This window comes from Marinomonas dokdonensis (assembly GCF_052747885.1).
Genome location: NZ_JBRAND010000002.1, coordinates 363,781 through 388,865, shown reverse-complemented (window position 1 = coordinate 388,865; position 25,085 = coordinate 363,781). Strand labels below are relative to the sequence as shown.

Below are 25,085 nucleotides of genomic sequence, written 5' to 3'. Positions count from 1 at the left end.
AAATTGCCGGCTTTAAGCCGGCAAATCTAAATTTTTATTAACGCTTTTTACGGTTTGCAATATGGATAGCATGGCCATCTACTGCTAACGCTGCTTCGTGTACTGCTTCACTTACTGTTGGGTGAGCAAATACTGTCAAAGCAATGTCTTCTGCTGTAGAACCAAATTCCATAGCAATAACCGCTTGTGCGATCAGGTCGGCTGCATGACCACCGATGATGTGACAACCTAGAATACGGTCAGTCTCTTCACAAGCAATGATCTTAACAAAACCATCTGTATCGTTAGCAGCCATAGCACGGCCAGAGGCAGCAAATGGGAATTTACCCACTTTGTATTTAACACCTTCCGCTTTAAGCTCCTGCTCACTCTTACCAACCCAAGCAAGTTCTGGGTGAGTGTAGATAACAGAAGGAATGCAGTCGTAGTTCATTTGTGCTTTATGGCCAGCGATGATGTCCGCTACCATAACGCCCTCTTCAGACGCTTTGTGCGCAAGCATTGGACCACGAACAATATCACCGATCGCGTAAACGCCTGGTACAGAAGTACGGCATTGCTCATCAACGAATACGAAACCACGCTCGTCAAGCTTAACGCCTGAATCATCAGAGAAACAACCTTGAGTGAATGGCTTACGGCCAACCGCAACAATCAGTTTGTCGAAAGTTTGCTTCTGCTCTTCACCTTTAGCATCAAGGTAAGTCACTTCAACTTCTTCGCCGTTGATTTGGCTACCCGTTACACGAGCGCCCAAACGTACATCTAGGTGCTGCTTCTTGAAGATTTTCGCTGCTTCTTTAGCAATGTCTTGGTCACAAACACTTAAGAAAGAATCTTGTGCTTCAAGCACAACAACTTCTGAACCTAGGCGAGACCATACAGAACCAAGCTCTAAACCGATAACACCAGCACCGATAACACCAAGACGCTTAGGCACTTCACGGAAATCTAGGGCACCTTCGTTATCAACGATGATGTCGCCAGTACGTGGTGCAGGCGGAATGTTTACAGGAATAGAGCCTGTCGCCAAGATCACGTTTTCTGCTTCTAGAACAGTTACTGTGCCGTCATGAGCGGTGAATTCAACTTTTTTGTTGGCAAGAACTTTACCAAAACCTTCAAAGCTTGTTACGCCATTTGCTTTGAACAAACCGGTAATACCGCTGGTTAGTTGATCAACGATCTTGTCTTTGCGATCAACCATGGCATTTACATCCATAGCGACTTCACCCACAGAAATACCGTGTACGCCGTAAGCTTCTTTAGCGTCGTGGTATTTGTGTGAAGAGTCCAACAAAGCTTTTGATGGGATACAACCAACATTCAAACAAGTACCGCCTAGACGAGCCTTGTTATCTTTGTCTAACCATTTTTCGATACATGCTGTTTTCAGACCCAGCTGAGCAGCACGAATTGCAGCAACATAGCCACCAGGGCCGCCACCGATTACAACAACATCAAATTTATCAGACATAAGAGGTTCCATTTATTTCAGTCAAACCGAGCAGCGCTTTGTGGGCGCTGCTACAGAATCAATTCATACTATAAAGTGGGTATGAATACTCAATTTTCAAGTGCTTAGATTTCAAGCAATAGACGGTGTGGATCTTCCAACAATTCTTTAATCGTTACCAAGAATTGTACCGCTTCTTTACCATCGATCATACGGTGATCGTAAGACAAGGCTAGGTACATCATAGGCTGAATAACCACTTGACCATTAACCGCCATTGGGCGCTCTTGGATTTTGTGCATACCCAAGATAGCTGTTTGTGGTGGGTTAATGATAGGTGTCGACATTAGAGAGCCGAAAGTACCACCATTAGTAATGGTGAAAGTACCACCTTGCATGTCATCCATGCCCAACTTACCGTCACGACCACGTAGAGCGAAGTCCATGATAGTTGATTCAATGTCAGCAAGACCCATAGCTTCAGTGTTGCGCAATACAGGTACCATCAAACCACGGTCTGTAGAAACGGCTACACCGATATCTTGGTAACCATGGTAAACCATGTCGTTGCCATCGATTGAAGCGTTAACCGCTGGGAAGCGCTTCAACGCTTCTGTCGCAGCTTTTACAAAGAAAGACATGAAACCAAGCTTAGTGCCGTTGTGGGTTTTCATGAATTGATCTTTGTACTTCTTACGGATCTCCATAACAGGACCCATGTTCACTTCGTTGTAAGTGGTCAACATGGCCGCTGTTTGTTGCGCTTCAACCAAACGTTTAGCAATGGTGGCACGTAAACGAGTCATAGGAACACGTTTTTCGATACGACCATCTGCGCCCAATGCTGGCATAGCAGCAGGTGCAGCGGCTTTCGCTGGTGCTGGCGCTGCGGCAGGCTTAGCTTTAACTGCTGCATCAACGTCTTCTTTAGTGATGCGACCACCTTTGCCAGTACCTTTTACTTGTGCAGCACTTAGACCCGCTTCGGCCAATGCTTTACGAGCTGCAGGACCTGCAACGCCATCTTCGTCTGCTTCCGCAGGCGCCGCAGCTGGTGCTGCTGCCGCAGGAGCCGCCGCGCCAGATGCGCCCACTAGGAAGTTCGCTAAAACTTCGTCGCTCAATACTGTTTCGCCTTCGGCTTTGATAATGTCACCAATAACGCCATCAGCCGGAGCAACCACTTCTAGCACTACTTTGTCGGTTTCGATATCAACGATGTGCTCATCACGTGAACAAGCTTCACCTGGTTGTTTGTGCCATGCAGCAACAGTACCGTCTGCTACAGACTCAGGGAAAGTTGGCGCTTTGATCTGTACAGATTCAGACGCTGCTGCAGGTGCCGCAGCAGGAGCCGCTTCCGCCGCAGGTGCTGGGGCAGCTGCTGCACCAGAAACGAATGTCGCTAGAACTTCATCGCTCAGTACGATGTCGCCTTCTGCTTTAAGAACGGTTTCTAAAACACCGTCCGCAGGGGCAACAACTTCTAAGACAACTTTGTCTGTCTCAATGTCGACAATATGCTCGTCACGTGCACAGGCTTCGCCTGGCTGCTTATACCAAGTAGCAACGGTTCCGTCGGCTACAGATTCTGGAAAAGTAGGTGCTTTAATTTCAATGCTCATTTTATACCCTTATCTCTCTGACAGGCTATGGTACTAACCAACTAGTGCGTCGTTGACCAGTGCTTCTTGTTCTTCAACATGGATGGACATATAACCCGCCGCTGGTGCTGCAGACGAAATTCGACCTGCAAAACGAATTTTCAGCGTTGGGTAAAGTTCTTCCAATACTCGGTTCATACGGTGACGGTTGGCATGCCAAGCACCTTGGTTTTTCGGCTCTTCTTGACACCAAACCAAGTCTTCAACATTTTTGTACGGCGCCAACACAGCTTCTAAATCAGCATATGGGAACGGGTACAATTGCTCCAAACGAATCACTGCAACATCATCTTTCTGTAGCTCTTCACGACGGTTGATCAAGTCGTAATAAACCTTACCACTACAAAGTACAACACGTTTCACTTTGTCAGCCGTAACGGATTCATTCGCTTCAGGCAATACTGTCTTAAAGCTTCCTTCCGCCAAGTCTTCTAACGTGGATGTTGCTTGCTTGTGACGCAACAAACTCTTAGGTGACATGATAATCAGCGGACGACGCATTGGACGAATCGCTTGACGACGGATGATGTGGAAGATTTGCGACGGTGTTGTTGGAACACAAACTTGAATATTGTATTCCGCACACAATTGCATAAAGCGCTCTAAACGAGCTGAAGAATGCTCAGGGCCTTGACCTTCGTAACCATGAGGCAACAACATAGTCAGACCACATAGACGGCCCCACTTATGCTCACCACTGGTAATAAATTGGTCAATTACCACTTGGGCACCATTGGCGAAATCACCAAATTGCGCTTCCCAGATCACCAAACCTTTTGGTGAAGTGGTTGAATAACCGTATTCAAACGCCAATACCGCTTCTTCAGAAAGGTAAGAGTCATATAAATCAAGGGTAGGTTGATCAGCTGACAAGTTTTTCAGCGGTACGTATGCACTACCATCCTTTTGGTTATGAATAACCGCATGACGATGTGAGAAAGTACCACGACCAGAATCCTGACCTGTAATACGGATTGGATAGCCCTGCTCAAGTAGCGTGGCAAAGGCTAGTGTTTCCGCATAACCCCAGTTAAGAGGCAAGGCGCCAGCGGTCATCTTATCGCGATCTTGGTAGATTTTTGACACCTGACGCTGAACCACAACACCATCTGGAATCGCAGTCAGTTTCTTGGCCACTTCTTGTAATTGACCTAGCGGATAAGTGGTATCACCTGCATCCGTCCATTCAACACCAAGGTAAGGCTTCCAATCTACGAAAGAGGCAGTTTGTGATTCTAGCACTAGGCTCTTCGCAACATGACGACCGTTGTCTAGGTCTTCACGGTTCTCATTCACCATTTGATCAGAAAGCGCTTGTGGAACAACACCTTCGTTCACCAAACGTTCAGAGTACAAAGTGCGAGTCGTTTTCAGCTTATTGATCACGCTATACATTAGCGGCTGAGTACCAGAAGGTTCGTCTGTTTCGTTGTGGCCACGACGACGGTAACAAACCATGTCGATGACAACATCACGACCAAACTCGTAACGGTAATCTAGTGCTAACTGAGTCACAAACAACACAGCTTCTGGGTCATCACCATTAACGTGGAAAATCGGCGCTTGAATCATCTTAGCAACATCAGTTGCGTATTCAGTAGAACGCGAATCTTCTTGACGGTTAGTAGTGAAACCCACTTGGTTGTTAATAACGATATGAACAGTACCACCGGTGCGGTAGGCGCGAGTTTGAGACATCTGGAATGTCTCCATCACAACACCTTGACCAGCAAACGCGGCATCACCGTGAATAGAGATAGGAACAACAGTCTTACCTGTTGTGTCTTCACGGCGGTCTTGACGAGCTCGTACAGAGCCTTCAACCACTGGCGATACAATTTCCAAGTGAGACGGGTTAAATGCCAAGGCAATGTGAACTTCGCCACCGGCTGTCATCACATTTGAAGAAAAACCTTGGTGATATTTAACATCACCAGAGGTGTTAACAAGCTTCTTACCTTCAAACTCGTCAAACAAGTCTTTCGGGTTTTTACCCAAGGTATTAACCAAGACGTTCAAACGACCACGGTGAGCCATGCCAATCACAACTTCTTTCGCGCCTAATGCGCCAGAACGTTGGATAAGTTCATTCACCATAGGGATTAAGCTTTCACCACCTTCAAGACCGAAACGCTTAGCACCTGGGTAACGGCTCGCTAAGTATTTCTCTAAGCCTTCAGCCGCGGTTAAACGCTCAAGTAGGTTTTGACGTGTTTCTTGGGAGAATTCTGGATGTGAGCGAACGGATTCAACTCGTTGTTGAAGCCAGGCTTTTTCCTGAGTATCAACAATGTGCATGAACTCATAACCTATGCTGCTGCAATAAGTTTTTTCAAGTTCTGCAATCAGTTCACTTAGCTTCATGGTTTCTTTGTTGAAGAACAAAGCAGCTGTATTAAAGCTGGTGTCCATGTCAGCACCAGTCAACTGATGATAACTGATGTCTAGATCTGCGACTTTTTCTCGCTTCTGCAATCCTAGCGGGTCTAGTGACGAATGTTGATGACCACGTACGCGGTAAGCATCAATCAATTGTAAAACACTAATTTGCTTCTGCTCATGATCAGAACTTACCGCAGGACCTGAAGATGCAGGCATAGCACGGAACTTGTTCTTACCAATTTGCAAAAACTGCTCTTGGATTACGGAATGAGGTAGATCTGTTGATTGCGCTTCGCTTACGCGTGGCAATTGGTCAAAACATTTACGCCACTCTTCCGATACAGAGTTCGGATCGACTAGGTAGCTTTCAAACATCCCCTCTACATATTCCAAGTTTCCACCGGAAAAGTGAGAAGTGCTCCATAGCAACTCCATTAAACTTTCGTGCATTCTCGATCACCCTTATGTTCGAGCCAGCTACCGGAGTCCGGTATCAACCACAATTTTTGCCGATTGAAAGATCAGGCCCGTAAGGCTGTTAAAGCCTCGATTTTTTTATTTACTTGCTACCACTTCGCCCATTTACGTTTAATACCAAATTACTGAAAGCACTCTATGAAATAAAGCACCCTACTTCCTTAAATCAGAACCAGCAATTTCTCTAAGTACATCCTTGCTCGTAAAGGTCGAATTTTAAATTCTTTATGTTGCACTTTCTATTACCAAAAAAGAGAAAATGCAAAAAAGGCGGTATTGAAAAAGCTCAAACCGCCAATTTTTTGTGACTAATCAGTAACACTTCTAGCCACACTGAGCATTAGGTCGCTCTTTGTAACAACATAGTACGAATGCTACCAATCGCTTTCGTCGGGTTCAGCCCTTTAGGACAAACGTTGACACAGTTCATAATACCGTGGCAACGGAACACACTGAAAGGATCGTCCAATTCGCTCAAACGCTCTTGCGTTGCGTTGTCACGGCTGTCTGCCAAGAAACGGTACGCTTGCAACAAACCAGATGGTCCAACGAATTTATCTGGGTTCCACCAGAAAGAAGGACAAGCGGTTGAACAACATGCACACAAGATACATTCATACAATCCGTCAAGCTTTTCACGCTCTTCAGGACTTTGCAAGCGTTCAATCGCTGGCGCTGGCGTATCATTGATCAAGTAAGGACGAATTTTCTCGTACTGCTTGTAGAATTGACCCATATCGACCACTAGGTCACGAACTACTGGTAAACCTGGCAGCGGGCGCAATACCAACTTGCCATTTTTCACAGCTTCAGACACAGGCGTGATACAAGCCAAGCCATTTTTACCAGACATGTTCATACCATCGGAACCACACACACCTTCACGGCATGAACGACGGTAAGAAATAGTAGAGTCCTGAGCTTTAAGCAAGTTTAGAACATCCAATACCATTAGGTCTTTGCCAGCAGGAAGATCAATTTGATAATCCTGCATGTATGGCGCGTCGTCCACCTCTGGATTGTAACGATAAATACTAACTAACATACTGAATTACTCCTTAGTATGAACGAATCTTAGGTGGGAAAGCTTCCATTGTTTTCGGAGCAAAGTTTACGTCACGCTTGGTAACGGACTTAGTCGCCGGATGGAATAATGAGTGCTTCAACCAGTTTTCGTCATCACGTTCAGTGAAATCGTTACGGGCGTGCGCACCACGGCTTTCTTTGCGGTATTCCGCAGGAATCGCTGTTGCTTCCGCAATTTCCAACAAGTTTTCAAGCTCTAGTGCTTCAATACGTGCCGTATTGAAGGCTTGGCTCTTATCATCAAGATTCAAGTTTTCAACACGTTTACGAATCGCTGCAAGCTCTTTCAAGCCTTTCTGCATAGATTCGCCATCGCGGAATACACCAAAGTAAAGCTGCATTACTTTTTGTAGCTCTGCACGAACTTCAGCAACATTCTCACCAGAAGTAGAAGCATTCAAACGGTTTAGACGTGTCATCGCTTTTTCAACATCTGTCTCGTCAGCGCTTAGGGAATCGAAACCTTCATCTAGAGATTTCTTAACCTGCAAGCCTACCGCACGACCAAATACTACCAAATCTAGCAGTGAGTTACCGCCTAGACGGTTAGCACCGTGTACAGATACACACGCCGCTTCACCACAAGCGTACAAACCATCAATAACTTCGTCTTCGCCATTAGCGTTTTGCTTAAGCGCTTGACCACCAACGTTCGTTGGAATACCACCCATCATGTAGTGACAAGTTGGTACAACAGGAATAGGTTCTTTTACTGGGTCAACGTGAGCAAAGGTACGAGACAACTCAAGAATACCTGGCAGACGTTTATTTAGGGTTTCTTCACCTAGGTGATCTAGTTTCAGCAATACGTGATCACCTTCTGGGCCACAACCACGACCTTCAAGGATCTCAAGGATCATAGAGCGTGCTACTACGTCACGACCTGCAAGGTCTTTAGCGTTTGGCGCATAACGCTCCATGAAGCGCTCACCGTCTTTATTGATCAGGTAACCACCTTCACCACGACAACCTTCTGTTACAAGCGTTCCCGCACCGTAAATACCGGTTGGGTGGAACTGCCACATTTCCATGTCTTGCATTGGGAAGCCAGCACGCAGCGCCATAGCAACACCATCACCTGTATTGATGTGGGCGTTAGTTGTTGACTGGTAAATACGGCCTGAACCACCTGTAGCAATAACTGTTGCTTTAGCTTTAAGGTAAACGGTCTCGCCTGTTTCGATACAAATAGCAATAACACCAACTACCGCATCTTCACTGTTTTTAACCAAATCGGTTGCGTACCACTCGTTAAAGAAAGTCGTACCACCTTTTAAGTTAGCTTGGTATAGGGTGTGCAATAGCGCGTGACCAGTACGGTCAGCCGCAGCACAGGTACGAGCAGCCTGACCGCCCTTACCGAAATCTTTAGATTGGCCACCAAATGGACGCTGATAAATACGTCCTTGCTCAGTACGAGAGAATGGCAAACCCATATGCTCAAGTTCAAAAACTGCTTGTGGGCCAACAGAACACATGTATTCGATTGCGTCTTGGTCACCAATGTAGTCCGACCCTTTTACGGTGTCGTACATGTGCCAGCGCCAATCGTCATTTGGGTCATCACTTGCGATGGCACAAGTAATGCCACCTTGTGCAGATACTGTGTGCGAACGTGTCGGAAACACTTTCGTCACACAAGCTGTGTTTAAACCCGATTCCGTTAACTGCAACGCCGCGCGCATGCCCGCGCCGCCGCCGCCGATAACAATGGCATCAAAAGAGATAGTACGAACATTTGCCATTATTTATAGCCCCCAAAGAACCTGAATTCCCCAAACGACATATACAAACATTGCAAAGCCGCATAGAGATTGAAAAAAGAAACGAATGCCAGTTGGTTTGATGTAGTCAGTAGAGATAGACCACAAACCGATCCATGAATGCACACCGATAGACAATAACATCATCAAGCTAAAAATACGCATCCAAGTGGTTTCGAACAACGCACTCCACTGATCGTAAGTAAGATCAGGGTTTGAAACCAAATACCCAATAATAAAAATGGTGTACAAAGATAAGATCAATGCAGAAACTCGCTGCATCATCCAATCATAAAGACCAGAACGGCCAAAACTTGTAATTTGAGTTACCATATCCACACCCCTGCTAACACAACAAGAACACCGGCAATCACAAGGTTTGCTACGGCGGCTTGGCGTCCACTATCTAACTCTTCGAAATGCCCTAAATCCATAAACAAGTGCTTAACACCTGCTACAAAGTGGTACATCAATGCAGAAACAACACCCCAGATAATAAATTTCGCAAGAAAGTTATTTTGCAACACATCGGCCACTTGATCGAAGCCTTCTTGAGACGCTAAGGAAAGATCGAATGCATAGAACAGAAACATTAACCCTACAAAAAGGATAATGCCGGTAATACGGTGGAGGATGGAAACAATTGCAGTGACGGGCATTGATATTGTTGATATATCAAGATTGACTGGTCTTTTTTTGTTCACGATTTATTTACACCATTTTAACAATTGAATGGTTAACCACGACCCAATACTAACCTGCACTTACTGTTACTTTAAAAACACACAGTGGTACATTTTAGGCCTACGTTGAAAATCCCATCGATTTGCAAACACCTTATTAAAAAGTGACTCTCTTTTCAGTAAGTTCATGTCGACAAATCAATAAAATCATCGGGGCGCAATTATAAACCAGCAAAAAATGCGATGACAAATAGACTGAGCAGCAGGTTTTCAATGATCAGCATTCACCAAATGAATGTAGCCATAAGCCGAAACAATAATGGTACTAAATTACACAAAACGAAACATGAGCAATATATTAAAACCCTTATATTTCAAACACTTGAGATTTCTTTCAATTTCTTTACGTGATTTTACACTTACTTTTTTCGTAACTTAATTACAAAAGCCATTTCGCTAACACAATCCATACAAAGCAAGCAAGATTGACTTTTATAGTCGAGAAACAGTATTTTTTCCGCACCTTTTAGATAAAGCACGTCAAATAACGACTTAATTTGTCTAAAATCTGTATTCGGAGGAGACCATAAATGGCCGATAAAAAAGCGCAACTTACAGTGGATGGGATCGAGCAAACCATCGAACTACCTGTTCTTTCAGGGACTCTTGGTACGGACGTTATTGATGTTCGCACTTTAGGCTCTAAAGGAGTATTCACCTTTGACCCAGGCTTTATGTCTACTGGGTCTTGCGAATCCGCGATCACTTACATAGATGGCGAAGCAGGTGTCCTATTACACAGAGGTTACCCTATTGCACAACTAGCAGAACATTCTGATTATTTAGAAACCTGCTACCTATTGCTTTACGGAGAGCTTCCTAACGCCACTGAGAAAGCTGAATTTGAAAGAACGGTTGGTAAGCACACCATGATCAACCAATCGATGCACAAATTCATCGAAGGTTTCCGCAATGATGCCCACCCTATGGCTATCATGTGTGGCTTAGTGGGTGCATTGTCCGCTTTTTATCAAGATCACATGGACATTAACAACTCCAAGCATCGTGAAATTGCAGCCTTCCGCCTGATTTCTAAAATGCCGACTTTGGCTGCTACCTGCTACAAATATTCTAAAGATCAGCCGGTTATGCACCCTCGCAATGACTTATCTTACGCTGAAAACTTCCTATACATGATGTTCGCAACACCTTGTGAAGATTACGTTGTGAACCCAGTTTTCGCGAAAGCTATGGATCGCATCTTTATCTTGCATGCTGACCACGAGCAAAACGCTTCAACATCAACGGTACGCCTAGCAGGCTCTTCTGGCGCTAATCCATTCGCATGTATTGCGGCTGGCATCGCAACACTATGGGGCCCTGCTCACGGTGGTGCTAACGAAGCTGTATTGACCATGCTAGAAGAAATTGGTGATGAGTCGAACATTGATGAATTCATCGCTAAAGCGAAAGACAAGAACGATCCGTTCCGTCTTATGGGCTTTGGTCACCGTGTTTACAAAAACTTTGACCCTCGCGCCAAGGTTATGCGCGAAACTTGTGATCAAGTATTGGCAGAATTGGGTATGTCTAACGACCCTCTACTTAAAATCGCCAAGCGCCTTGAGCAAATCGCTCTAGAAGATCCATACTTCGTACAACGTAAGCTTTACCCGAACGTAGACTTCTACTCTGGCATCATCATGAAAGCCATTGGTATTCCAACCAGTATGTTTACCGTGATCTTTGCCATGTCACGTACCATTGGCTGGATCTCTCACTGGAACGAAATGATCAGCGGACCGTACAAGATTGGCCGTCCTCGCCAACTTTACGTGGGTCAACCAGAGCGCGACTACCCAACTAAAGACTAGTTAGGCGCCTCCTGATAAAATTCAGGTGATAGAAAGACTCTAAATCCCCGCTCATTAGCGGGGATTTTTTTGCTTAAAAGAAATGAAAGATGATGTGAAAGTTATAGGGAAATATAAGAAACATAGTTGAAATGAAATTTGCCCCTAGAGATCGTGACTTATTGAAGGTCACTAAGCCTTAAATAAGCCACTTTGATCTAACCTTCATTACTCGTCTTCATCTTCTTCCACGAGCTCTGTAATGGTTTTTGTACCACATTTAAGACAGTCACCTTCAATCCATAAGCGGCTTTCAGTGCTAAATTCTTGTGGGTTTTTCATGCCTAGATCGATCTCCTGGCATTGGTTACACCATGTTTGGGTCAAAAAGTCTTGTTGCTCTTCCAATGAACGAGCATAAAAATCACGACTAACTACTGTTTCTTCCGACATGTAACGCTTACTCCCCATTAAATTGAAAGTATTGAGTGTTTGGGCTTTCTTCGGTTGCTTCTGTTGCTTCTGTTAACAATGGCGGCTGAGTCGGAACGAGTACTCGACTTAAGCCAATAGCGCTCAATAATTTATCCTTGCCACCATCAACGTCTACGCTAAACGCCACTTGATTGGCTTTTACATGCTGCAATTGTACCTCTCGCACCACCCCAACACTTTGTAGATAGGCCTGCACCTTATCCATTTGCTTAAAGTCAGAGACCCCAAGCACCTGCAAAACATAACTGGCACTGGACTCTCGGCTACGTACTGCGGCATAACGATCCGACAAAGCTTTCGCTAGATGGCCAGCGCCTGTATCGAGCAGAGCGTTTAAGTCATCTCCGGCGATGGAGAATCGCTGGGTATCCCCATTCGGCAAGAGCAATAACAAATCACCAGAAGCACTTTCTCCGAAACGACTCAGTCTTAACGCCGCCACAACATCTGTTTGATAGCGGCGACTGGCTTGCTGAATACTGTCGGTAAAAAAGCCCCAAATATCAGCTGCACTGATCTCGCTTTGATCAACTGAGTCCATCAATGGCGCGTAGACAGGCACGCCTTTTAGGGTCATCGCCTGAGCAAATTCATTTAATTCCGCAGATGGGGCATTCGCGCCCGATACTTGACGAGAAGCGCCATCGTCATTCACCAACCAAACTAAAACAGAAGGTCGATTTTCGGCCCACACAGGCAAATTATTTTGCGACAAGAAACCATCAATGGATTCTCGATAAAACGTCACCATGACTTGTCTTCCCGGCACCAAGCCGTTTTCTGTAGACAACAAGTCAGGTAAGGTTACTACCGAGTGTTGTGCCACCCAACTGGCCGCAGACTTTTGCGCTTGTACCAACAAGTTGCCACGAATGGCTTGCTCATCCCCAGACACCTTGATCAAGACCTGTTTTACAGCTTGAGAAAAAGCTGAATTCAACATCGCCGATTCAGATTCTATGGCTGGTACATTTATATCTGCTCGATATAGCCCTTGCACAGGCACCGCATTGGCAATCGAGCCACTCAAAACACAGACTAAAAATAAAATAATACGAATTTTCATCACCCTTCCTTCGTTTATTTGCCTATTCTACTGTCTTAATCACAAAGAACCATAGCCCTAATGTGTCACTATGCTAAAATGCGTTTTTTTCTCGTACCATGATAAGGCATAGGCAATGACCAAGTCGGATAAAGCATCGATTAGTTATAAAGACGCAGGCGTTGATATTAACGCTGGCAACCAGCTTGTTGAACGTATTAAAGGCGTTAGCAAAAAAACCCGTCGCCCTGAAGTTTTAGGTGGACTAGGTGGATTTGGCGCTTTAACTCGCTTACCAACAAAATACAAAAACCCAATTTTGGTTTCTGGCACCGACGGTGTGGGCACCAAACTGCGTTTGGCTATGGATCTTAACCAACACGACACCATAGGTATCGATCTTGTGGCTATGTGTGTAAACGATTTGATCGTTGCCGGTGCTGAACCTCTACTTTTCCTAGATTACTACGCTACAGGCAAACTAGACATTGATGTAGCGGCAAACGTAGTAACGGGTATTGGTGAAGGCTGTCTTCAATCTGGCTGTGCCCTTGTAGGTGGTGAAACCGCTGAAATGCCTGGCATGTATCACGATGGTGACTACGACCTAGCCGGCTTCTGTGTTGGTGTGGTAGAAGAAGAAAACATCATTGACGGCACCAAGGTAAAAGCTGGCGATACACTAATCGCCCTAGGCTCTTCTGGCCCTCACTCTAACGGCTATTCCCTAATCCGTAAGATCTTGGAAGTTAGCAAAGCTGACCTCAACCAAGAGATTGACGGCAAAGCCCTAAAAGACGCTTTGATGGAGCCTACTCGCATTTATGTGAAATCCATTCTTAAACTAATGGACACCATGCCTGTAAATGCACTTGCTCACATTACCGGTGGCGGTTTGCTAGAAAACATTCCTCGTGTATTACCTGAAGATGCGGCAGCATTTATCGATGCTAAGAGCTGGACTCGCCCTGCTGTTTTCGATTGGCTACAAGAGCAAGGCAATGTTGAGCAAGAAGAAATGTACCGTGTACTGAACTGTGGTGTTGGTATGGTACTTTGCCTTGATAATGACAAGGCAGCGGAAGCACTCGCGATCCTGAAGGAAGCAGGTGAAGAAGCTTGGATCATTGGTGATATTCGCCCACGTAACGGTGGAAAAGATGTTTTGATCTCGGACCTTGAGGCCCAGGCATGACATTTCCTATCGTTGTCTTAATTTCTGGCAGCGGCAGCAACTTGCAAGCTTTGATTGATCAAAGCTTGCAAGGCAATCTAAATGTTGAGATTTGCGCGGTGATAAGCAACAAAGCCGATGCATTTGGACTTCAACGTGCCCAGAAAGCAGGTATACCGACTCATACTCTTGATCATAAGAGTTTCGATAGCCGCGAAGCCTTTGATGAGCAGCTCAAGCTGATCATTGACCAGTACCAACCAAGACTTGTGGTATTAGCTGGCTTCATGCGCATTCTCACTGAAACCTTTGCGCAACATTACGAAGGTAGAATGTTGAACATTCACCCATCTTTGCTGCCTAAGTATAAAGGTCTCAATACTCACCAAAGAGCGATTGATGCGGGTGAAAAAGAACATGGGGTGTCTGTCCACTTTGTTAGTGCTGAGCTTGATGCGGGCGCTGTCATTTTGCAAGCAAGTTGCCCTATAGAAAAAACAGAAACGGCCGATACCTTAGCAAGCAAGATACATTCTTACGAGCACATCATTTACCCACTTGCGGTGAAGTGGTTCAGTGAAGAAAGGCTTGCCTATAAGCAGGGCACCGCAGTTTTAGATGGCAAGATATTGGCTGAAAGCGGTGTGATGTATCATCCAGATTTAATCTAGAATAGGAGAAAACATGGTTCCTCAAACAATTAGGACGCTTTTTGTCCCATTGGTATTAATGAGTTTTTCTGTGTTTTCTTTTTCTGCCGAAGCTGACCAAGACAAAGCAAGTTTTTTAGCCCCCTACTCTGCCACTTACAGTACTGTTTGGAAAAAAGGCATTAGTCTCAAAGTAGAAGGCAAACAAACCCTGAGTAAAAAATCCGCGAATCTCTGGGAATTCAAATTCACCGCCGATAACTTTATTGCTTCCCTCAGTGAAACATCTACTTTCCTGGTAAAAGACCACCAAATTATCCCTCAGCAATACCATTATGAGAGTAAAGTATTCGGTAAGAAAAAAAGTGCCGACCTCACTTTCGATTGGAAAAACAATCAAGTTCTAAACGATATAAAAGACAAACCTTGGTACCTGAGCGTGCCACCAAAAACCTTGGACAAATTGTCGATTCAATTACAAGTACGACAAGATCTGAAACAGGGTAAAAATGAATTTGACTACAGCATTGCTGACGGTGGATACATCAAAAACTGGCGTTTTCAACGTGAAAAACGTGAAACTATTACAACCGCTTTAGGAAAGGTCTCAACCATCAAGATGACACGCATTGATAATCTTGAAAGTGGTAAGCGCACCTATTTCTGGTTCGCGCCTAAATTTGATTACTTGCTAGTGAAACTTGAGCATAAAACTGACAGCGAATCCTATCGCCTAGATGTTGATAAAGTTAGCTATCCATGAGGCTTGCTAAGCTTTGTTGAGTATTAATATTTAACAATTCTGATTCATGGGGCCAGTCTAAGGCTTGTGCCCCATAGGCCTGATAAAATCCCATCACATTAAAACGGTTTCCCGTTAAGTATTTCTCTAACTCCTTAACGGATGCCTTTGGGATTATTCCATGTAGGGGGTGGTCACCACTCTCACTTCGCAAATAAACAATGCAATCGGGTTGCCCTTGGGCAGATTCGAGTAATGCCTTAAACGCTTGAGGACGGATACAAGGCGTATCACAGGGGGATATGAGTAAATGAGAGCCTTGAGCCTCTTGCAAGCAAGATAATATCCCTGAAAGTGGGCCTTTATTCTGGTGATCTTTATCACTGATCACTTTCGCCCCCAAAGCTTGGTAAGCCTCTAGGTGGTCGTTGGTGTTAAAGCCTATCTCTTCTACGACTTGTACCATGGCATGATGCACATGCATCACCAAAGGCTGACCAGCCCAAATGAGCAGCCCTTTATTGACACCGCCCATCCTCTGGCCTTTACCACCCGCTAAAATAGCGCCTGTTAGCGAAAAGTCTGACATAGGACGACTACTTTTTAGCTGCCAACCAGGACTTATCACGCTTAGACCAGATGTCATCTGCCAAGGCCAAACATTCATCATGGGAAGCAATGCCTTGAATTAAGCCAGCGACAGATGCAATGGTCTGACGAACCGCTTGTTCACCGAAGGGATCAACTTGGTCTCCACTCCAATGGTCTACTAAACGGCTTAAATCCATTTGGTCTTTTAGTCTCTTATGCTCGGTTTCGGCCTTTGGCCAACCCGTCCAACTGGCGACACCATTTTGCCATTTACCTAAGGTCACATCACGCTCTGGGTTTACTTCGGCTTCCCCATTACCACCACGGAATACCAATACCGAAGGATCATTTAACTGCTCGCAAGCAGACAAATGCAGCATGTCGTAACCACGGTGAAACACTCCGTGAACACTGTGTGCTGCATTAAATGGATTCATCATACGCACCACGGTATTCACCGGAGAGCGTAACCCCAAGGTGTATTTCAGGTCCATCATACGGCCCAGAGTATTATCTATGTCTGCCAGAGGCATGAAGGCAAAGTTATTTTCCTGTAAATGCTGTTTTACTTGCTGCAAGTCATCATCAACAGACAAACCAAGGGCAGTAATCGCTTCATCCACATAGATGCGGCCTTCGCCTTCAAAAGCGTGACCGTGCATAAATACTTTAATGCCGCTGTTGGCCAGTGCTAACGCTGCCAATAGGAACCAAGGCAACTCATTACGCTTGCCCGCATAAGCTGGCCAATCGAGATCAACCGCAGTATCTAGGGTTTCTTTTTGGCTCAAGAATTCACGGGTGGCTTTAGTAAATCCCACCGTTTCATAAACGGTTTCTTCACGAATGCGAATCAACATCCAGAACGCCCCTAACTGCTCGGGAGCCACCTGCCCTGTCAGCATTAACGACATAGCATGTTCGGCTTCTTCTACCGTTAAAGTGCGTGCGCCCTTTTTTCCTCGCCCAAGGATTTTGACATATTGGGTAAAGGCTTTGCTCATGCTGACAACTCCGTAATCGTCGGGATAAAGTGTTTGAGTTCTGGGATACAAGAACCACAATTGGTGCCGCATTTCAGCGCTTGGCCCAGTGCTTCCACACTGGTGGCGCCAGACTCTACGGCTTTGGTTATTTGTTTGCTGCCCACTTGATAACAAGAACAAACAATAGCGCCTTTGTCTTCAACACTGGCAGGTAAGCCCACCAGCAGCGCCATACGTTCAAGTTCTGTGACTTTGTCACCACTGGCCATTTTACTCACTAGCCAATCAGGGGAGGTAGCTTCTGGCTGCTGGTTCGAATACACCACGGCAACCAGCTTATCGTTTTCTAGTGCGGCCAATCTTAGCTGACCCGTTAACGGATTGGTATATTCCAACCATTCCCAATGGGCACTCTCTTGACCTGCAGCAAACATAGAGCGACAACTGGTCGTATCCTGCTGTTGTGACCAGGCTACCTGATAATAAAAGTCTACTTGGGAAGGCACTCGGCACCAGTATAAACAATCTAGCTGAGAAATGGGCCTAGTAGACATCACAAAACCGTAACTAACTTGTTGAAGTGCCTCTAATTTTACTCTGGCATGCTTAGATTCGGGCTGCCCCGACAAAGCATCAACTACTTGTGGCACTAAATTGGACACGACCGCAGCATTGGCAAATTGCTGGGTCCAGTGAATCGGCGCAAACACCGCGCCAGGGGCCGTTCCTCGGCTCACTTTTGCCCTTAGCAGGACGTCTCCTGAAGGTGCCGTGACTCGCACAAGAGATTGCTCACTAATACCCAGCTCACGAGCATCTTTAGGGTGAATTTCAACATAAGGCTGATCCGTGTGCTTGGCTAAAGAGCCCGCATCCCCTGTTCGTGTCATAGTATGCCACTGATCACGAACTCGGCCTGTGTTTAACACAAAAGGCCATTCTTCATTGGTCGCTAACTTAGGTAATTCAGGCACTATTGGCACAAACTTAGCTTTACCATTTGGCGTAAAGAAACGGCCATCGGTAAACATGCGTTTAGTTCCTTGGGGATGTCCTTTGGGGACAGGCCATTGCACAGGACTTAGATCATCATATTCCTGTAGAGTCATGTCACTAAAATGGCCAATATCAAAGTCTCGCTTGCCGTTGTTTTCAAAAGCAGACAAGGCCGCATGTTCTACAAAGATATCTCGTGGGTGCTGATAATCAAATGCGGCCCCATAACCTAACCGCTTGGCGACGGCACAAATCGCCCACCAATCATGCTTTGCTTCACCGGGAGGCGCTAATAGCCCTCGTTGACGAGAGATGCGACGTTCCGAGTTGGTCACTGTGCCATCTTTCTCACTCCAGCCTGTTGCTGGCAGCAAAATATCAGCAAAAGCCGTGGTATCCGTGTGTTCCTTACAATCACTAACTATCACTAATTCACATTTTTCTAATGCACGTCGCACTTGCGCCGTATCGGGTAAACTCACCATAGGGTTGGTAGACATCACCCACAGCACTTTTACCTTCCCCTCTTCCATCGCTTGGAATAAATCTACGGCTTTCAGGCCATTTTCCGTCGCCATGTTAGGGGCTTGCCAAAAACGTTGCACTAAATCCTGAGCGCCGGGGGTGGCAAAATCCATATGAGCCGCCAACTGATTGGCTAAGCCACCCACTTCACGCCCGCCCATAGCATTCGGCTGACCAGTAATTGAAAATGGCCCCGCCCCTTCTTTGCCAATTCGGCCTGTCGCCAGATGGCAATTGATAATGGCATTACATTTATCCACTCCAGAGGATGACTGATTAACCCCTTGAGAATAAAAGCTGATTGTTTTGGAGTTATTGGTCCACCAGTGGCATAAGCAATTTAAATCTTCGATGCGAATACCACAAAATTCAGCGGTACTTTTGGCACTTGGTGTGGAAACTTGCACCTGCTCCAAGGTGGCAGCAAAGTTGTCCGTATGATGCTCAATAAAGTCTTTATCGAGAATACCGGCTTGTTCCGAGTGATTTAGAAGATAGGAAAAAATCGCCCCATCACTACCTGGCTTAATGGCCAGATGAAGGTCCGCAATATCACAAGTCGCCGTTTCTCTTGGGTCAATGACCACAACCTTCATTTGCGGTCGGGCTTTTTTGGCAGCACTAATACGCTGATATAAGATGGGGTGCGTCCAAGCCGCGTTAGAGCCCACCATAATTAGCAAATCACACAGCTCTAAGTCTTCATAATTACAAGGCACTGTATCTGAGCCAAAGGCACGCTTATAACCCACCACAGCCGAGGCCATACACAAACGTGAATTGGTATCTACATTTGCGGTACCAATGAAGCCCTTAGCAAGCTTATTGGCGACATAATAATCTTCCGTCAGAATTTGCCCAGAAAGGTAAAAGCCAAACGCATCAGGTCCATGATCTTTTACTACCTGATGTATTTTATCGCCTATGGTTGCCACCGCATCCTCCCATGAACAAGCTTGCCCGTTCATCATAGGGCTCAATAAACGCCCTTGGGGGTTTAAGGTTTGTGCCAAACTGCTGCCTTTCACACAGAGACGACCAAAATTCGCAGGATGCTCTTTATCCCCTGACACGGGGGCAATGGCTGCATCGGGTGAACTTGGCAAAGTTACATTTACCCCACAGCCTACGCCACAATATGGACAGGTGGTTTTACCAGTGGTAATCGTCATAGTTACCTTCCTTAAAACGCAAAAAGCCCAATGAACTTTCCGTGGAAAGCTCATTGGGCTACGTTGCCAATTTTAAAATCTGTTTGAACACTCGGACCCACATTGATCCTGTGTAATATAATTATAGATAAGCAAAAAACAGACCAAACACCCTACCTATTTAGAATTTTAAAAAATCTTATTATTCAATATCTTAGCCAGAAATTAAAAAAGGTTACCCACTCTTTGGGGAATAAGCAAAAAAAACGCCCTATCATAGGGCGTCATAAAGTAGGAAATCTCTCGTATTAAGCATTATTTCATTGTGCGATGAATACATCTTCCCCTTCAATCTTCACCGGCCAAGCAGGCGTTGTTACTTCTTCTTCCAAACACTCTCCCGACAATAATGAGTAGTGTTGCTTATACAACGGACTGGCTACCGCCCATTGGCCTTCAAGGTGAGTCACTAACCCACGAGATAAAATGTTCGCTTTGCCGATAGGGTCCCAGTTGCCGATCGCAAATACCTGTTGTTCTGCCTCTGGCACATAAAACACAGCAACTTGCTCCCCATTCACCATGGCTGCGACACCCGCATCCACAACCAGATCACTTTTTTTACAGAGTAAATGCCATTGCATCTGCTTTCTCCTTAACCCGCTTTCGCGATCAATTGTTGTTTCTCAAGATCCGTGGCTGGACGGATTTGATCACGCTCTTGTACAAAGACAACATTGCTATCTTCCCCTTCGTAGTTGACGAATTGGCGGAAAGTTTTCAACGCTTCTTCATCTTCTAAGGTGGTTTTCCATTCACATTGGAACGTATCAACCACGAGATCCATCTGAGCTTCAAGCTCGTTACAAAGACCCAGTTTGTCATCGATGACCACTTCTTTAAGGTAATCTAAACCCCCTTCTAAACCGTCCATCCAAACGGAAGTCCGCTGCAAACGATCAGCGGTTTTGGTGTAGAACATCAAGACTCTGTCTATGTACTTAACAAGGGTTTCATCGTCTAAATCGGTGGCAAATAGATCACCGTGCCTTGGCTTCATACCGCCGTTACCACACACATATAGGTTCCAGCCACCTTCTGTTGCAATCACCCCAATGTCTTTACTTTGCGCCTCGGCACACTCACGAGTACAACCCGAAACAGCGAATTTGATTTTATGAGGTGAGCGCAAGCCCTTGTAACGGTTCTCCAGTTTAATGGCCATGCCCATACTGTCGTTTACCCCATAGCGACACCAGGTGCTGCCCACACAGGATTTCACTGTACGCAAGGATTTACCGTAGGCTTGTCCAGTTTCAAAACCAGCTTCAATTAGCTTGGCCCAGATCTCTGGCAGCTGAGGCAAGGTAGCACCAAATAAATCGATACGCTGACCACCGGTAACCTTGGTATAGAGGTTGTAATCTTTTGCCACCTGACCCAATACGATCAGTCTTTCTGGGGTAATTTCCCCACCCGGAATACGAGGCACAATAGAGTATGTACCGTCTTTTTGCATATTGGCTAAGAAACGGTCGTTAGTATCTTGCAAGCTAATGTGATCTTTCTTAAGCACATAGTCGTTCCAAACACTAGCTAGAATTGAGCCCACCGCTGGTTTACAAATTTCACAACCATGGCCTTTACCGTGCTTGGTGAGCAACTCTTTAAAAGTTTTGATGCCTTCAATTTTAACCAGGTTATATAAATCTTGGCGGGTATAAGCGAAGTGCTCACAGATATCCGTACTCACCTCAACCCCTAGTGCTAATAACTCACTGTCGACCACTTTTTTAAGTAAAGCGGCACAGCCACCACAACCTGTGGCGGCTTTGGTTACGCCTTTGACATCACCAACAGACATGGCCCCCTGACAAACGGCGTCATTAATGTCTTGCTTGGTGACGTTATGACAACTACAGATAGAGGCTGTGGCAGGCAAAGATTCCACACCAAGGGCAGCAGGCGCACCATCCATTGCGGGCAAAATAAGAGATTGGGCTTGTTCTGGTAGGTCGATGGCGTTTAGGTAATATTGCAACAAGGTATCATAGTAGCTGTTATCGCCAACGAGCACGGCACCCAGCAGTTTGCTACCATCTTCCGAGACCACCATTTTACGGTAGCTTTGGCTAATTTCGTCTTGGTAAACAAATACCTTACAGCCTTGTGTCTGACTATGGGCATCCCCGACGGAACCCACATCACAACCCAACAACTTCAATTTGGTACTCATATCTGCTCCCGTAAAGGCAACAGAATTATCCCCAAGTAAGTCTCCTACCGCAGCTTTTGCCATGGTGTAACCCGGTGCGACAAGACCGTAAATACGATTATTCCATAGAGCACACTCACCAATAGCATAGATATCCGCGTCGCTGGTTTGACACTGGTTGTTGATGGTAATACCGCCGCGCTCGCCCATTTCCAAGCCTGACTGACGTGCCAAGGCATCTTGTGGACGAATACCGGCGGAAAACAAAATCAAGTCGGTTTCTAAGTGGCTACCATCAGCAAAGTTCATACGGTGGAAGGCTTCTTCACCATCCACAATTTCTTGGGTCGCTGTGTCTGTATAGACCTTTACTCCCAAGCCTTCGATCATGCCTTTAAGAACGCTACCGCCTTTTTCATCCAACTGAACCGGCATTAGGCGTGGGGCAAATTCAACCACACTGGTCTCAAGACCAAGGTTTTTAAGGGCGTTAGCGGCTTCCAAACCTAACAGACCGCCACCAACCACTGTGCCTCGGGTTACTTGCTTGGCACAATCGCGAATAGCATCTAGATCTTCTAGGGTACGATAGACAAAAGTATTGCCCCGTTGATGACCAGGAATAGGTGGGACGAAAGGATAAGAACCGGTTGCTAACACTAGCTTGTCATAAGAAAGACTGTCGCCTTTTTCCAGCAACAAGGTTTTGTTATCACGATCAATGGCGCTCACCAGACTGTTAGTAAAGTAACGTACGCCATTATCGTCGTAGAGGCTGCCGTCCGTCATGGCAAGATCCGCCGCGCCCTTACCCGTAAAGTATTCACTCAAATGAACTCGGTCGTAGGCTAAATGCGGTTCTTCACCGAACACACTAATACTGAATTGTTCATGGCCACCCTGAGCAATCAATTGCTCGACAAAATGGTGCCCGACCATGCCATTTCCCACAACGACAATATGTGGTTTTACACTGGATAAAGGAGTGGTAGTAGTCATCGTCTGTTCCCCTGCTTTTAATAGGCCAATTAGGCTAGCAACGTCTAGAACAGCTTGATTCAGGCTATTTTTGGTCGGCAGTACGCTTCACCAAAGACCAGTAAATCAAGCATGTCAGAGACATTGGTCTTATTTTGAATAAGCTGGAAATACCAGCTACCATCGGCGACGTTGCCATAAAGAATTGCGCCTACCAGTAAGCCCTCGTTGACTACTAGTTTGCGGTAATGATGTCCTGCTAAATCTTTAAAGTATAAGCAGTGATCATTTTGAGTTGCTTGTATCTTTCCGACTGAGAATAAATCCACACCGGAAACTTTCAGTTTAGTTGGCGTCGGCTCTATGCAAAATGCCGCTTCATTACCTACTAACACTGATATGAGTACGTTGATTTGTGTCCAAATAGGCGCCACTAACCCAAAGGTTTGTTGCTCAAATTCGCAACACTCTCCCAGAGCGTAAACATCCTCTTGGGAGGTTTTCATTTGGGCATCGACCAAAACGGCTTGCTGACAGTGCAAGCCAGATTTTTTAGCCAGTGTTACTTCCGGTGTAATACCCGCTGCCATGATAACAAGATCGGTTTTTAACGATTCACCGCTTGCCAATTGGCAGTGGCTCACCAAACCCTGTGGATCTTGTGTCAGTGCAACCGGGGATTCCCCCAAGCGAAACACTACGCCCATTTTCTCCAGCTTAACTTGCAAAAGCTGTGCCGATTCTTCATCTAGCTGTCGATTTAATAACCAGTCACTACGGTGAAATAAGGTTACTTGATGACCACGTTTCACCAAGCCGACTGCGGCCTCTAAGCCCAACAGACCACCACCAATGACACTAATGGCTTTGGAGCCTTGTAAATTCGACATCCGGTCGACATCTTGCCAACTACGAAAGCCCATAACATTACTGGCGTCCGCACCAGCGATAGGAAGTAACCGCGCTCTAGATCCTGTGGCTAAAACTAATTTATCGTAGCTAAGCGTCTTGCCACTTTCTAAAACGATGCACTTTGCTTCTACATCTATGCTTATTGCTGGATCACCAGCAATAATTTGGGCACCATTTGCGAGCATTTGACGGGTATCGACCAAGGCCATTTGCTCGTCATCGATTTCTTTGGCCAGCAAGGATGACAACATAATTCGGTTGTAGCCCACTCTAGGCTCCTCACCAATCAAGGTCACGGTGAAGCTCGCCCCATGCTGTGCCAGAAGATCGCTTGCCAGTTTACTGCCAGCCATCCCTCCGCCAACAATCACTAGATGCTGTTTCCCCGTAAAACTCTTCATGGTTTTGCCTTAAGCGCTTTCTAGGGACGAACCCGATTCAGGTTTCGAGGCTTTAACAGGCTTAGCAATTGGCTCAACCTTACGCTGTTTCTCATACAAGAAACGCAATACTTGTGCACGGTAATCCACATATTTAGGATCATTCGCAAGCGCTAGGCGATCACGTGGACGCTCTAGATCTACATGCAGAATTTCCCCGACTGTCGCCGCAGGGCCGTTGGTCATCATGACAATACGATCCGACAATAAAACAGCTTCATCGACATCATGGGTAATCATGATCACTGTGTTGTTTAGGTCTTTCTGGATTTCCATCAAGGAATCTTGTAAATGCGCTCGGGTTAAGGCATCAAGTGCGCCGAACGGCTCATCCATCAGTAACACACTGGGCTCCATGGCCAATGCTCTAGCAATACCGACACGCTGTTTCATACCACCAGAGATTTCATCAGGGCGCTTATCCGCCGCATGGGACATGTGCACAAGCTCAAGATTGTGCAGAATCCATTCGTGCATTTCTTTTTTCGATTTCGTCTTCTTAAAGACCTGCTTTACAGCCAACTCAACATTCTGATAAGCGGTCAACCAAGGTAATAATGAGTGGTTTTGAAACACTACGGCACGTTCAGGACCTGGGCCTCGAACTTCTTTACCGTCTAATAAAATTCCGCCCTCTGTTGCATCGTAAATCCCTGCCACTATGTTCAAAACCGTGGATTTACCACAACCCGAGTGGCCGATTAATGATACGAATTCGCCTTTGGCTATTTTTAGGTTTACACCATCTAAGGCTTTAAAAGGGCCTTTAGGTGTTGGGAACTCAATTGAAACTTTACTGATATCCAGATGTGTCGACATTA

20 protein-coding genes are annotated in these 25,085 nt (G+C 45.7%); 4 read left to right on the top strand and 16 right to left on the bottom strand.

Going from position 1 to position 25,085, the window contains the following annotated elements; translation table 11 throughout:
- Positions 1-37 precede the first annotated feature (37 nt).
- The 7 genes from lpdA to sdhC form a co-directional block, all read right to left on the bottom strand.
- Entirely contained in the window at positions 38-1,477 is a 1,440-nt protein-coding gene (gene lpdA / locus ACUM5Y_RS06270) for a dihydrolipoyl dehydrogenase (RefSeq protein ID WP_445976017.1), read from the bottom strand.
- A 104-nt stretch (positions 1,478-1,581) separates the two neighbouring features.
- On the bottom strand, positions 1,582-3,081 hold the full coding sequence (gene odhB / locus ACUM5Y_RS06265) for a 2-oxoglutarate dehydrogenase complex dihydrolipoyllysine-residue succinyltransferase (protein ID WP_445976016.1): 1,500 nt from the start codon (positions 3,079-3,081) through the stop codon (positions 1,582-1,584).
- 33 nt (positions 3,082-3,114) lie between these two features.
- The gene (locus ACUM5Y_RS06260) at positions 3,115-5,952 is read right to left on the bottom strand and encodes a 2-oxoglutarate dehydrogenase E1 component (protein ID WP_445976015.1); all 2,838 of its coding nucleotides are present in this window, start codon (positions 5,950-5,952) and stop codon (positions 3,115-3,117) included.
- Positions 5,953-6,319: 367 nt separating this feature from the next.
- Positions 6,320-7,024, bottom strand: a complete 705-nt coding sequence (locus tag ACUM5Y_RS06255) for a succinate dehydrogenase iron-sulfur subunit (RefSeq protein ID WP_445976014.1) — start codon at positions 7,022-7,024, stop codon at positions 6,320-6,322.
- A gap of 13 nt (positions 7,025-7,037) precedes the next feature.
- The gene (gene sdhA, locus ACUM5Y_RS06250; RefSeq protein WP_445976013.1) at positions 7,038-8,810 is read right to left on the bottom strand and encodes a succinate dehydrogenase flavoprotein subunit; all 1,773 of its coding nucleotides are present in this window, start codon (positions 8,808-8,810) and stop codon (positions 7,038-7,040) included.
- Between the two features lie 3 nt (positions 8,811-8,813).
- Positions 8,814-9,161: a succinate dehydrogenase, hydrophobic membrane anchor protein gene (gene sdhD / locus ACUM5Y_RS06245; RefSeq protein WP_445976012.1), complete on the bottom strand. Its 348-nt coding sequence runs from the start codon at positions 9,159-9,161 to the stop codon at positions 8,814-8,816.
- Positions 9,155-9,487 carry a succinate dehydrogenase, cytochrome b556 subunit gene (gene sdhC, locus ACUM5Y_RS06240; protein WP_445976011.1) on the bottom strand — a complete coding sequence of 111 codons (333 nt, stop codon included), beginning with the start codon at positions 9,485-9,487 and terminating at the stop codon, positions 9,155-9,157. The genes sdhD and sdhC overlap by 7 nt, the downstream gene beginning before the upstream one ends.
- 614 nt (positions 9,488-10,101) lie before the next feature.
- On the opposite strand from sdhC, the gene gltA reads away from it, so the two are divergent.
- On the top strand, positions 10,102-11,385 hold the full coding sequence (gene gltA / locus ACUM5Y_RS06235) for a citrate synthase (RefSeq protein WP_445976010.1): 1,284 nt from the start codon (positions 10,102-10,104) through the stop codon (positions 11,383-11,385).
- Between the two features lie 207 nt (positions 11,386-11,592).
- On the opposite strand, the gene ACUM5Y_RS06230 is transcribed toward gltA, so the two are convergent.
- On the bottom strand, positions 11,593-11,817 hold the full coding sequence (locus ACUM5Y_RS06230) for a hypothetical protein (protein WP_445976009.1): 225 nt from the start codon (positions 11,815-11,817) through the stop codon (positions 11,593-11,595).
- 7 nt (positions 11,818-11,824) lie between these two features.
- Positions 11,825-12,925: a DUF2066 domain-containing protein gene (locus ACUM5Y_RS06225; RefSeq protein WP_445976008.1), complete on the bottom strand. Its 1,101-nt coding sequence runs from the start codon at positions 12,923-12,925 to the stop codon at positions 11,825-11,827.
- A 115-nt stretch (positions 12,926-13,040) separates the two neighbouring features.
- Here ACUM5Y_RS06225 and purM point away from each other — a divergent pair, with 115 nt between their 5' ends.
- The 3 genes from purM to ACUM5Y_RS06210 are packed head-to-tail and all read left to right on the top strand — an operon-like array spanning position 13,041 to position 15,491.
- Positions 13,041-14,099, top strand: a complete 1,059-nt coding sequence (gene purM / locus ACUM5Y_RS06220; RefSeq protein WP_445976007.1) for a phosphoribosylformylglycinamidine cyclo-ligase — start codon at positions 13,041-13,043, stop codon at positions 14,097-14,099.
- Positions 14,096-14,749 carry a phosphoribosylglycinamide formyltransferase gene (gene purN, locus ACUM5Y_RS06215; protein WP_445976006.1) on the top strand — a complete coding sequence of 218 codons (654 nt, stop codon included), beginning with the start codon at positions 14,096-14,098 and terminating at the stop codon, positions 14,747-14,749. Before purM ends, purN begins: the two co-directional genes overlap by 4 nt.
- A 13-nt stretch (positions 14,750-14,762) precedes the next feature.
- Positions 14,763-15,491, top strand: a complete 729-nt coding sequence (locus tag ACUM5Y_RS06210; protein WP_445976005.1) for a DUF3108 domain-containing protein — start codon at positions 14,763-14,765, stop codon at positions 15,489-15,491.
- Here ACUM5Y_RS06210 and mobA read toward each other — a convergent pair.
- The 7 genes from mobA to ACUM5Y_RS06175 all read right to left on the bottom strand — a co-directional run bounded on the left by mobA (position 15,478) and on the right by ACUM5Y_RS06175 (position 25,083).
- A complete protein-coding gene (mobA, locus tag ACUM5Y_RS06205) occupies positions 15,478-16,059 on the bottom strand; it encodes a molybdenum cofactor guanylyltransferase (RefSeq protein WP_445976004.1) in 582 nt (193 codons plus the stop codon). The genes ACUM5Y_RS06210 and mobA overlap by 14 nt on opposite strands.
- Positions 16,060-16,066: 7 nt before the next feature.
- On the bottom strand, positions 16,067-17,065 hold the full coding sequence (locus tag ACUM5Y_RS06200; RefSeq protein WP_445976003.1) for a glycosyl transferase family protein: 999 nt from the start codon (positions 17,063-17,065) through the stop codon (positions 16,067-16,069).
- Positions 17,062-19,740: a nitrate reductase gene (locus tag ACUM5Y_RS06195; protein ID WP_445976002.1), complete on the bottom strand. Its 2,679-nt coding sequence runs from the start codon at positions 19,738-19,740 to the stop codon at positions 17,062-17,064. Before ACUM5Y_RS06195 ends, ACUM5Y_RS06200 begins: the two co-directional genes overlap by 4 nt.
- Before the next feature lie 299 nt (positions 19,741-20,039).
- Positions 20,040-20,363: a nitrite reductase small subunit NirD gene (gene nirD / locus ACUM5Y_RS06190; protein ID WP_445976001.1), complete on the bottom strand. Its 324-nt coding sequence runs from the start codon at positions 20,361-20,363 to the stop codon at positions 20,040-20,042.
- Positions 20,364-20,374: 11 nt separating this feature from the next.
- Positions 20,375-22,933: a nitrite reductase large subunit NirB gene (gene nirB / locus ACUM5Y_RS06185; RefSeq protein ID WP_445976000.1), complete on the bottom strand. Its 2,559-nt coding sequence runs from the start codon at positions 22,931-22,933 to the stop codon at positions 20,375-20,377.
- 59 nt (positions 22,934-22,992) lie between these two features.
- Positions 22,993-24,225, bottom strand: coding sequence for an NAD(P)/FAD-dependent oxidoreductase (locus tag ACUM5Y_RS06180; protein ID WP_445975999.1), 1,233 nt, complete (start codon positions 24,223-24,225; stop codon positions 22,993-22,995).
- Between the two features lie 9 nt (positions 24,226-24,234).
- Positions 24,235-25,083, bottom strand: a complete 849-nt coding sequence (locus tag ACUM5Y_RS06175; RefSeq protein ID WP_445975998.1) for an ABC transporter ATP-binding protein — start codon at positions 25,081-25,083, stop codon at positions 24,235-24,237.
- Positions 25,084-25,085: the final 2 nt, after the last annotated feature.

Excerpts from the sequence above, each read along its gene's own strand:
- lpdA (WP_445976017.1), bottom strand. The coding sequence starts at position 1,477 with ATGTCTGATAAATTTGATGTTGTTGTAATCGGTGGCGGCCCTGGTGGC.
- odhB (WP_445976016.1), bottom strand. The coding sequence starts at position 3,081 with ATGAGCATTGAAATTAAAGCACCTACTTTTCCAGAATCTGTAGCCGAC.
- ACUM5Y_RS06260 (WP_445976015.1), bottom strand. The coding sequence starts at position 5,952 with ATGCACGAAAGTTTAATGGAGTTGCTATGGAGCACTTCTCACTTTTCC.
- ACUM5Y_RS06255 (WP_445976014.1), bottom strand. The coding sequence starts at position 7,024 with ATGTTAGTTAGTATTTATCGTTACAATCCAGAGGTGGACGACGCGCCA.
- sdhA (WP_445976013.1), bottom strand. The coding sequence starts at position 8,810 with ATGGCAAATGTTCGTACTATCTCTTTTGATGCCATTGTTATCGGCGGC.
- sdhD (WP_445976012.1), bottom strand. The coding sequence starts at position 9,161 with ATGGTAACTCAAATTACAAGTTTTGGCCGTTCTGGTCTTTATGATTGG.
- sdhC (WP_445976011.1), bottom strand. The coding sequence starts at position 9,487 with ATGCCCGTCACTGCAATTGTTTCCATCCTCCACCGTATTACCGGCATT.
- gltA (WP_445976010.1), top strand. The coding sequence starts at position 10,102 with ATGGCCGATAAAAAAGCGCAACTTACAGTGGATGGGATCGAGCAAACC.
- ACUM5Y_RS06230 (WP_445976009.1), bottom strand. The coding sequence starts at position 11,817 with ATGTCGGAAGAAACAGTAGTTAGTCGTGATTTTTATGCTCGTTCATTG.
- ACUM5Y_RS06225 (WP_445976008.1), bottom strand. The coding sequence starts at position 12,925 with ATGAAAATTCGTATTATTTTATTTTTAGTCTGTGTTTTGAGTGGCTCG.
- purM (WP_445976007.1), top strand. The coding sequence starts at position 13,041 with ATGACCAAGTCGGATAAAGCATCGATTAGTTATAAAGACGCAGGCGTT.
- purN (WP_445976006.1), top strand. The coding sequence starts at position 14,096 with ATGACATTTCCTATCGTTGTCTTAATTTCTGGCAGCGGCAGCAACTTG.
- ACUM5Y_RS06210 (WP_445976005.1), top strand. The coding sequence starts at position 14,763 with ATGGTTCCTCAAACAATTAGGACGCTTTTTGTCCCATTGGTATTAATG.
- mobA (WP_445976004.1), bottom strand. The coding sequence starts at position 16,059 with ATGTCAGACTTTTCGCTAACAGGCGCTATTTTAGCGGGTGGTAAAGGC.
- ACUM5Y_RS06200 (WP_445976003.1), bottom strand. The coding sequence starts at position 17,065 with ATGAGCAAAGCCTTTACCCAATATGTCAAAATCCTTGGGCGAGGAAAA.
- ACUM5Y_RS06195 (WP_445976002.1), bottom strand. The coding sequence starts at position 19,740 with ATGACGATTACCACTGGTAAAACCACCTGTCCATATTGTGGCGTAGGC.
- nirD (WP_445976001.1), bottom strand. The coding sequence starts at position 20,363 with ATGCAATGGCATTTACTCTGTAAAAAAAGTGATCTGGTTGTGGATGCG.
- nirB (WP_445976000.1), bottom strand. The coding sequence starts at position 22,933 with ATGACTACTACCACTCCTTTATCCAGTGTAAAACCACATATTGTCGTT.
- ACUM5Y_RS06180 (WP_445975999.1), bottom strand. The coding sequence starts at position 24,225 with ATGAAGAGTTTTACGGGGAAACAGCATCTAGTGATTGTTGGCGGAGGG.
- ACUM5Y_RS06175 (WP_445975998.1), bottom strand. The coding sequence starts at position 25,083 with ATGTCGACACATCTGGATATCAGTAAAGTTTCAATTGAGTTCCCAACA.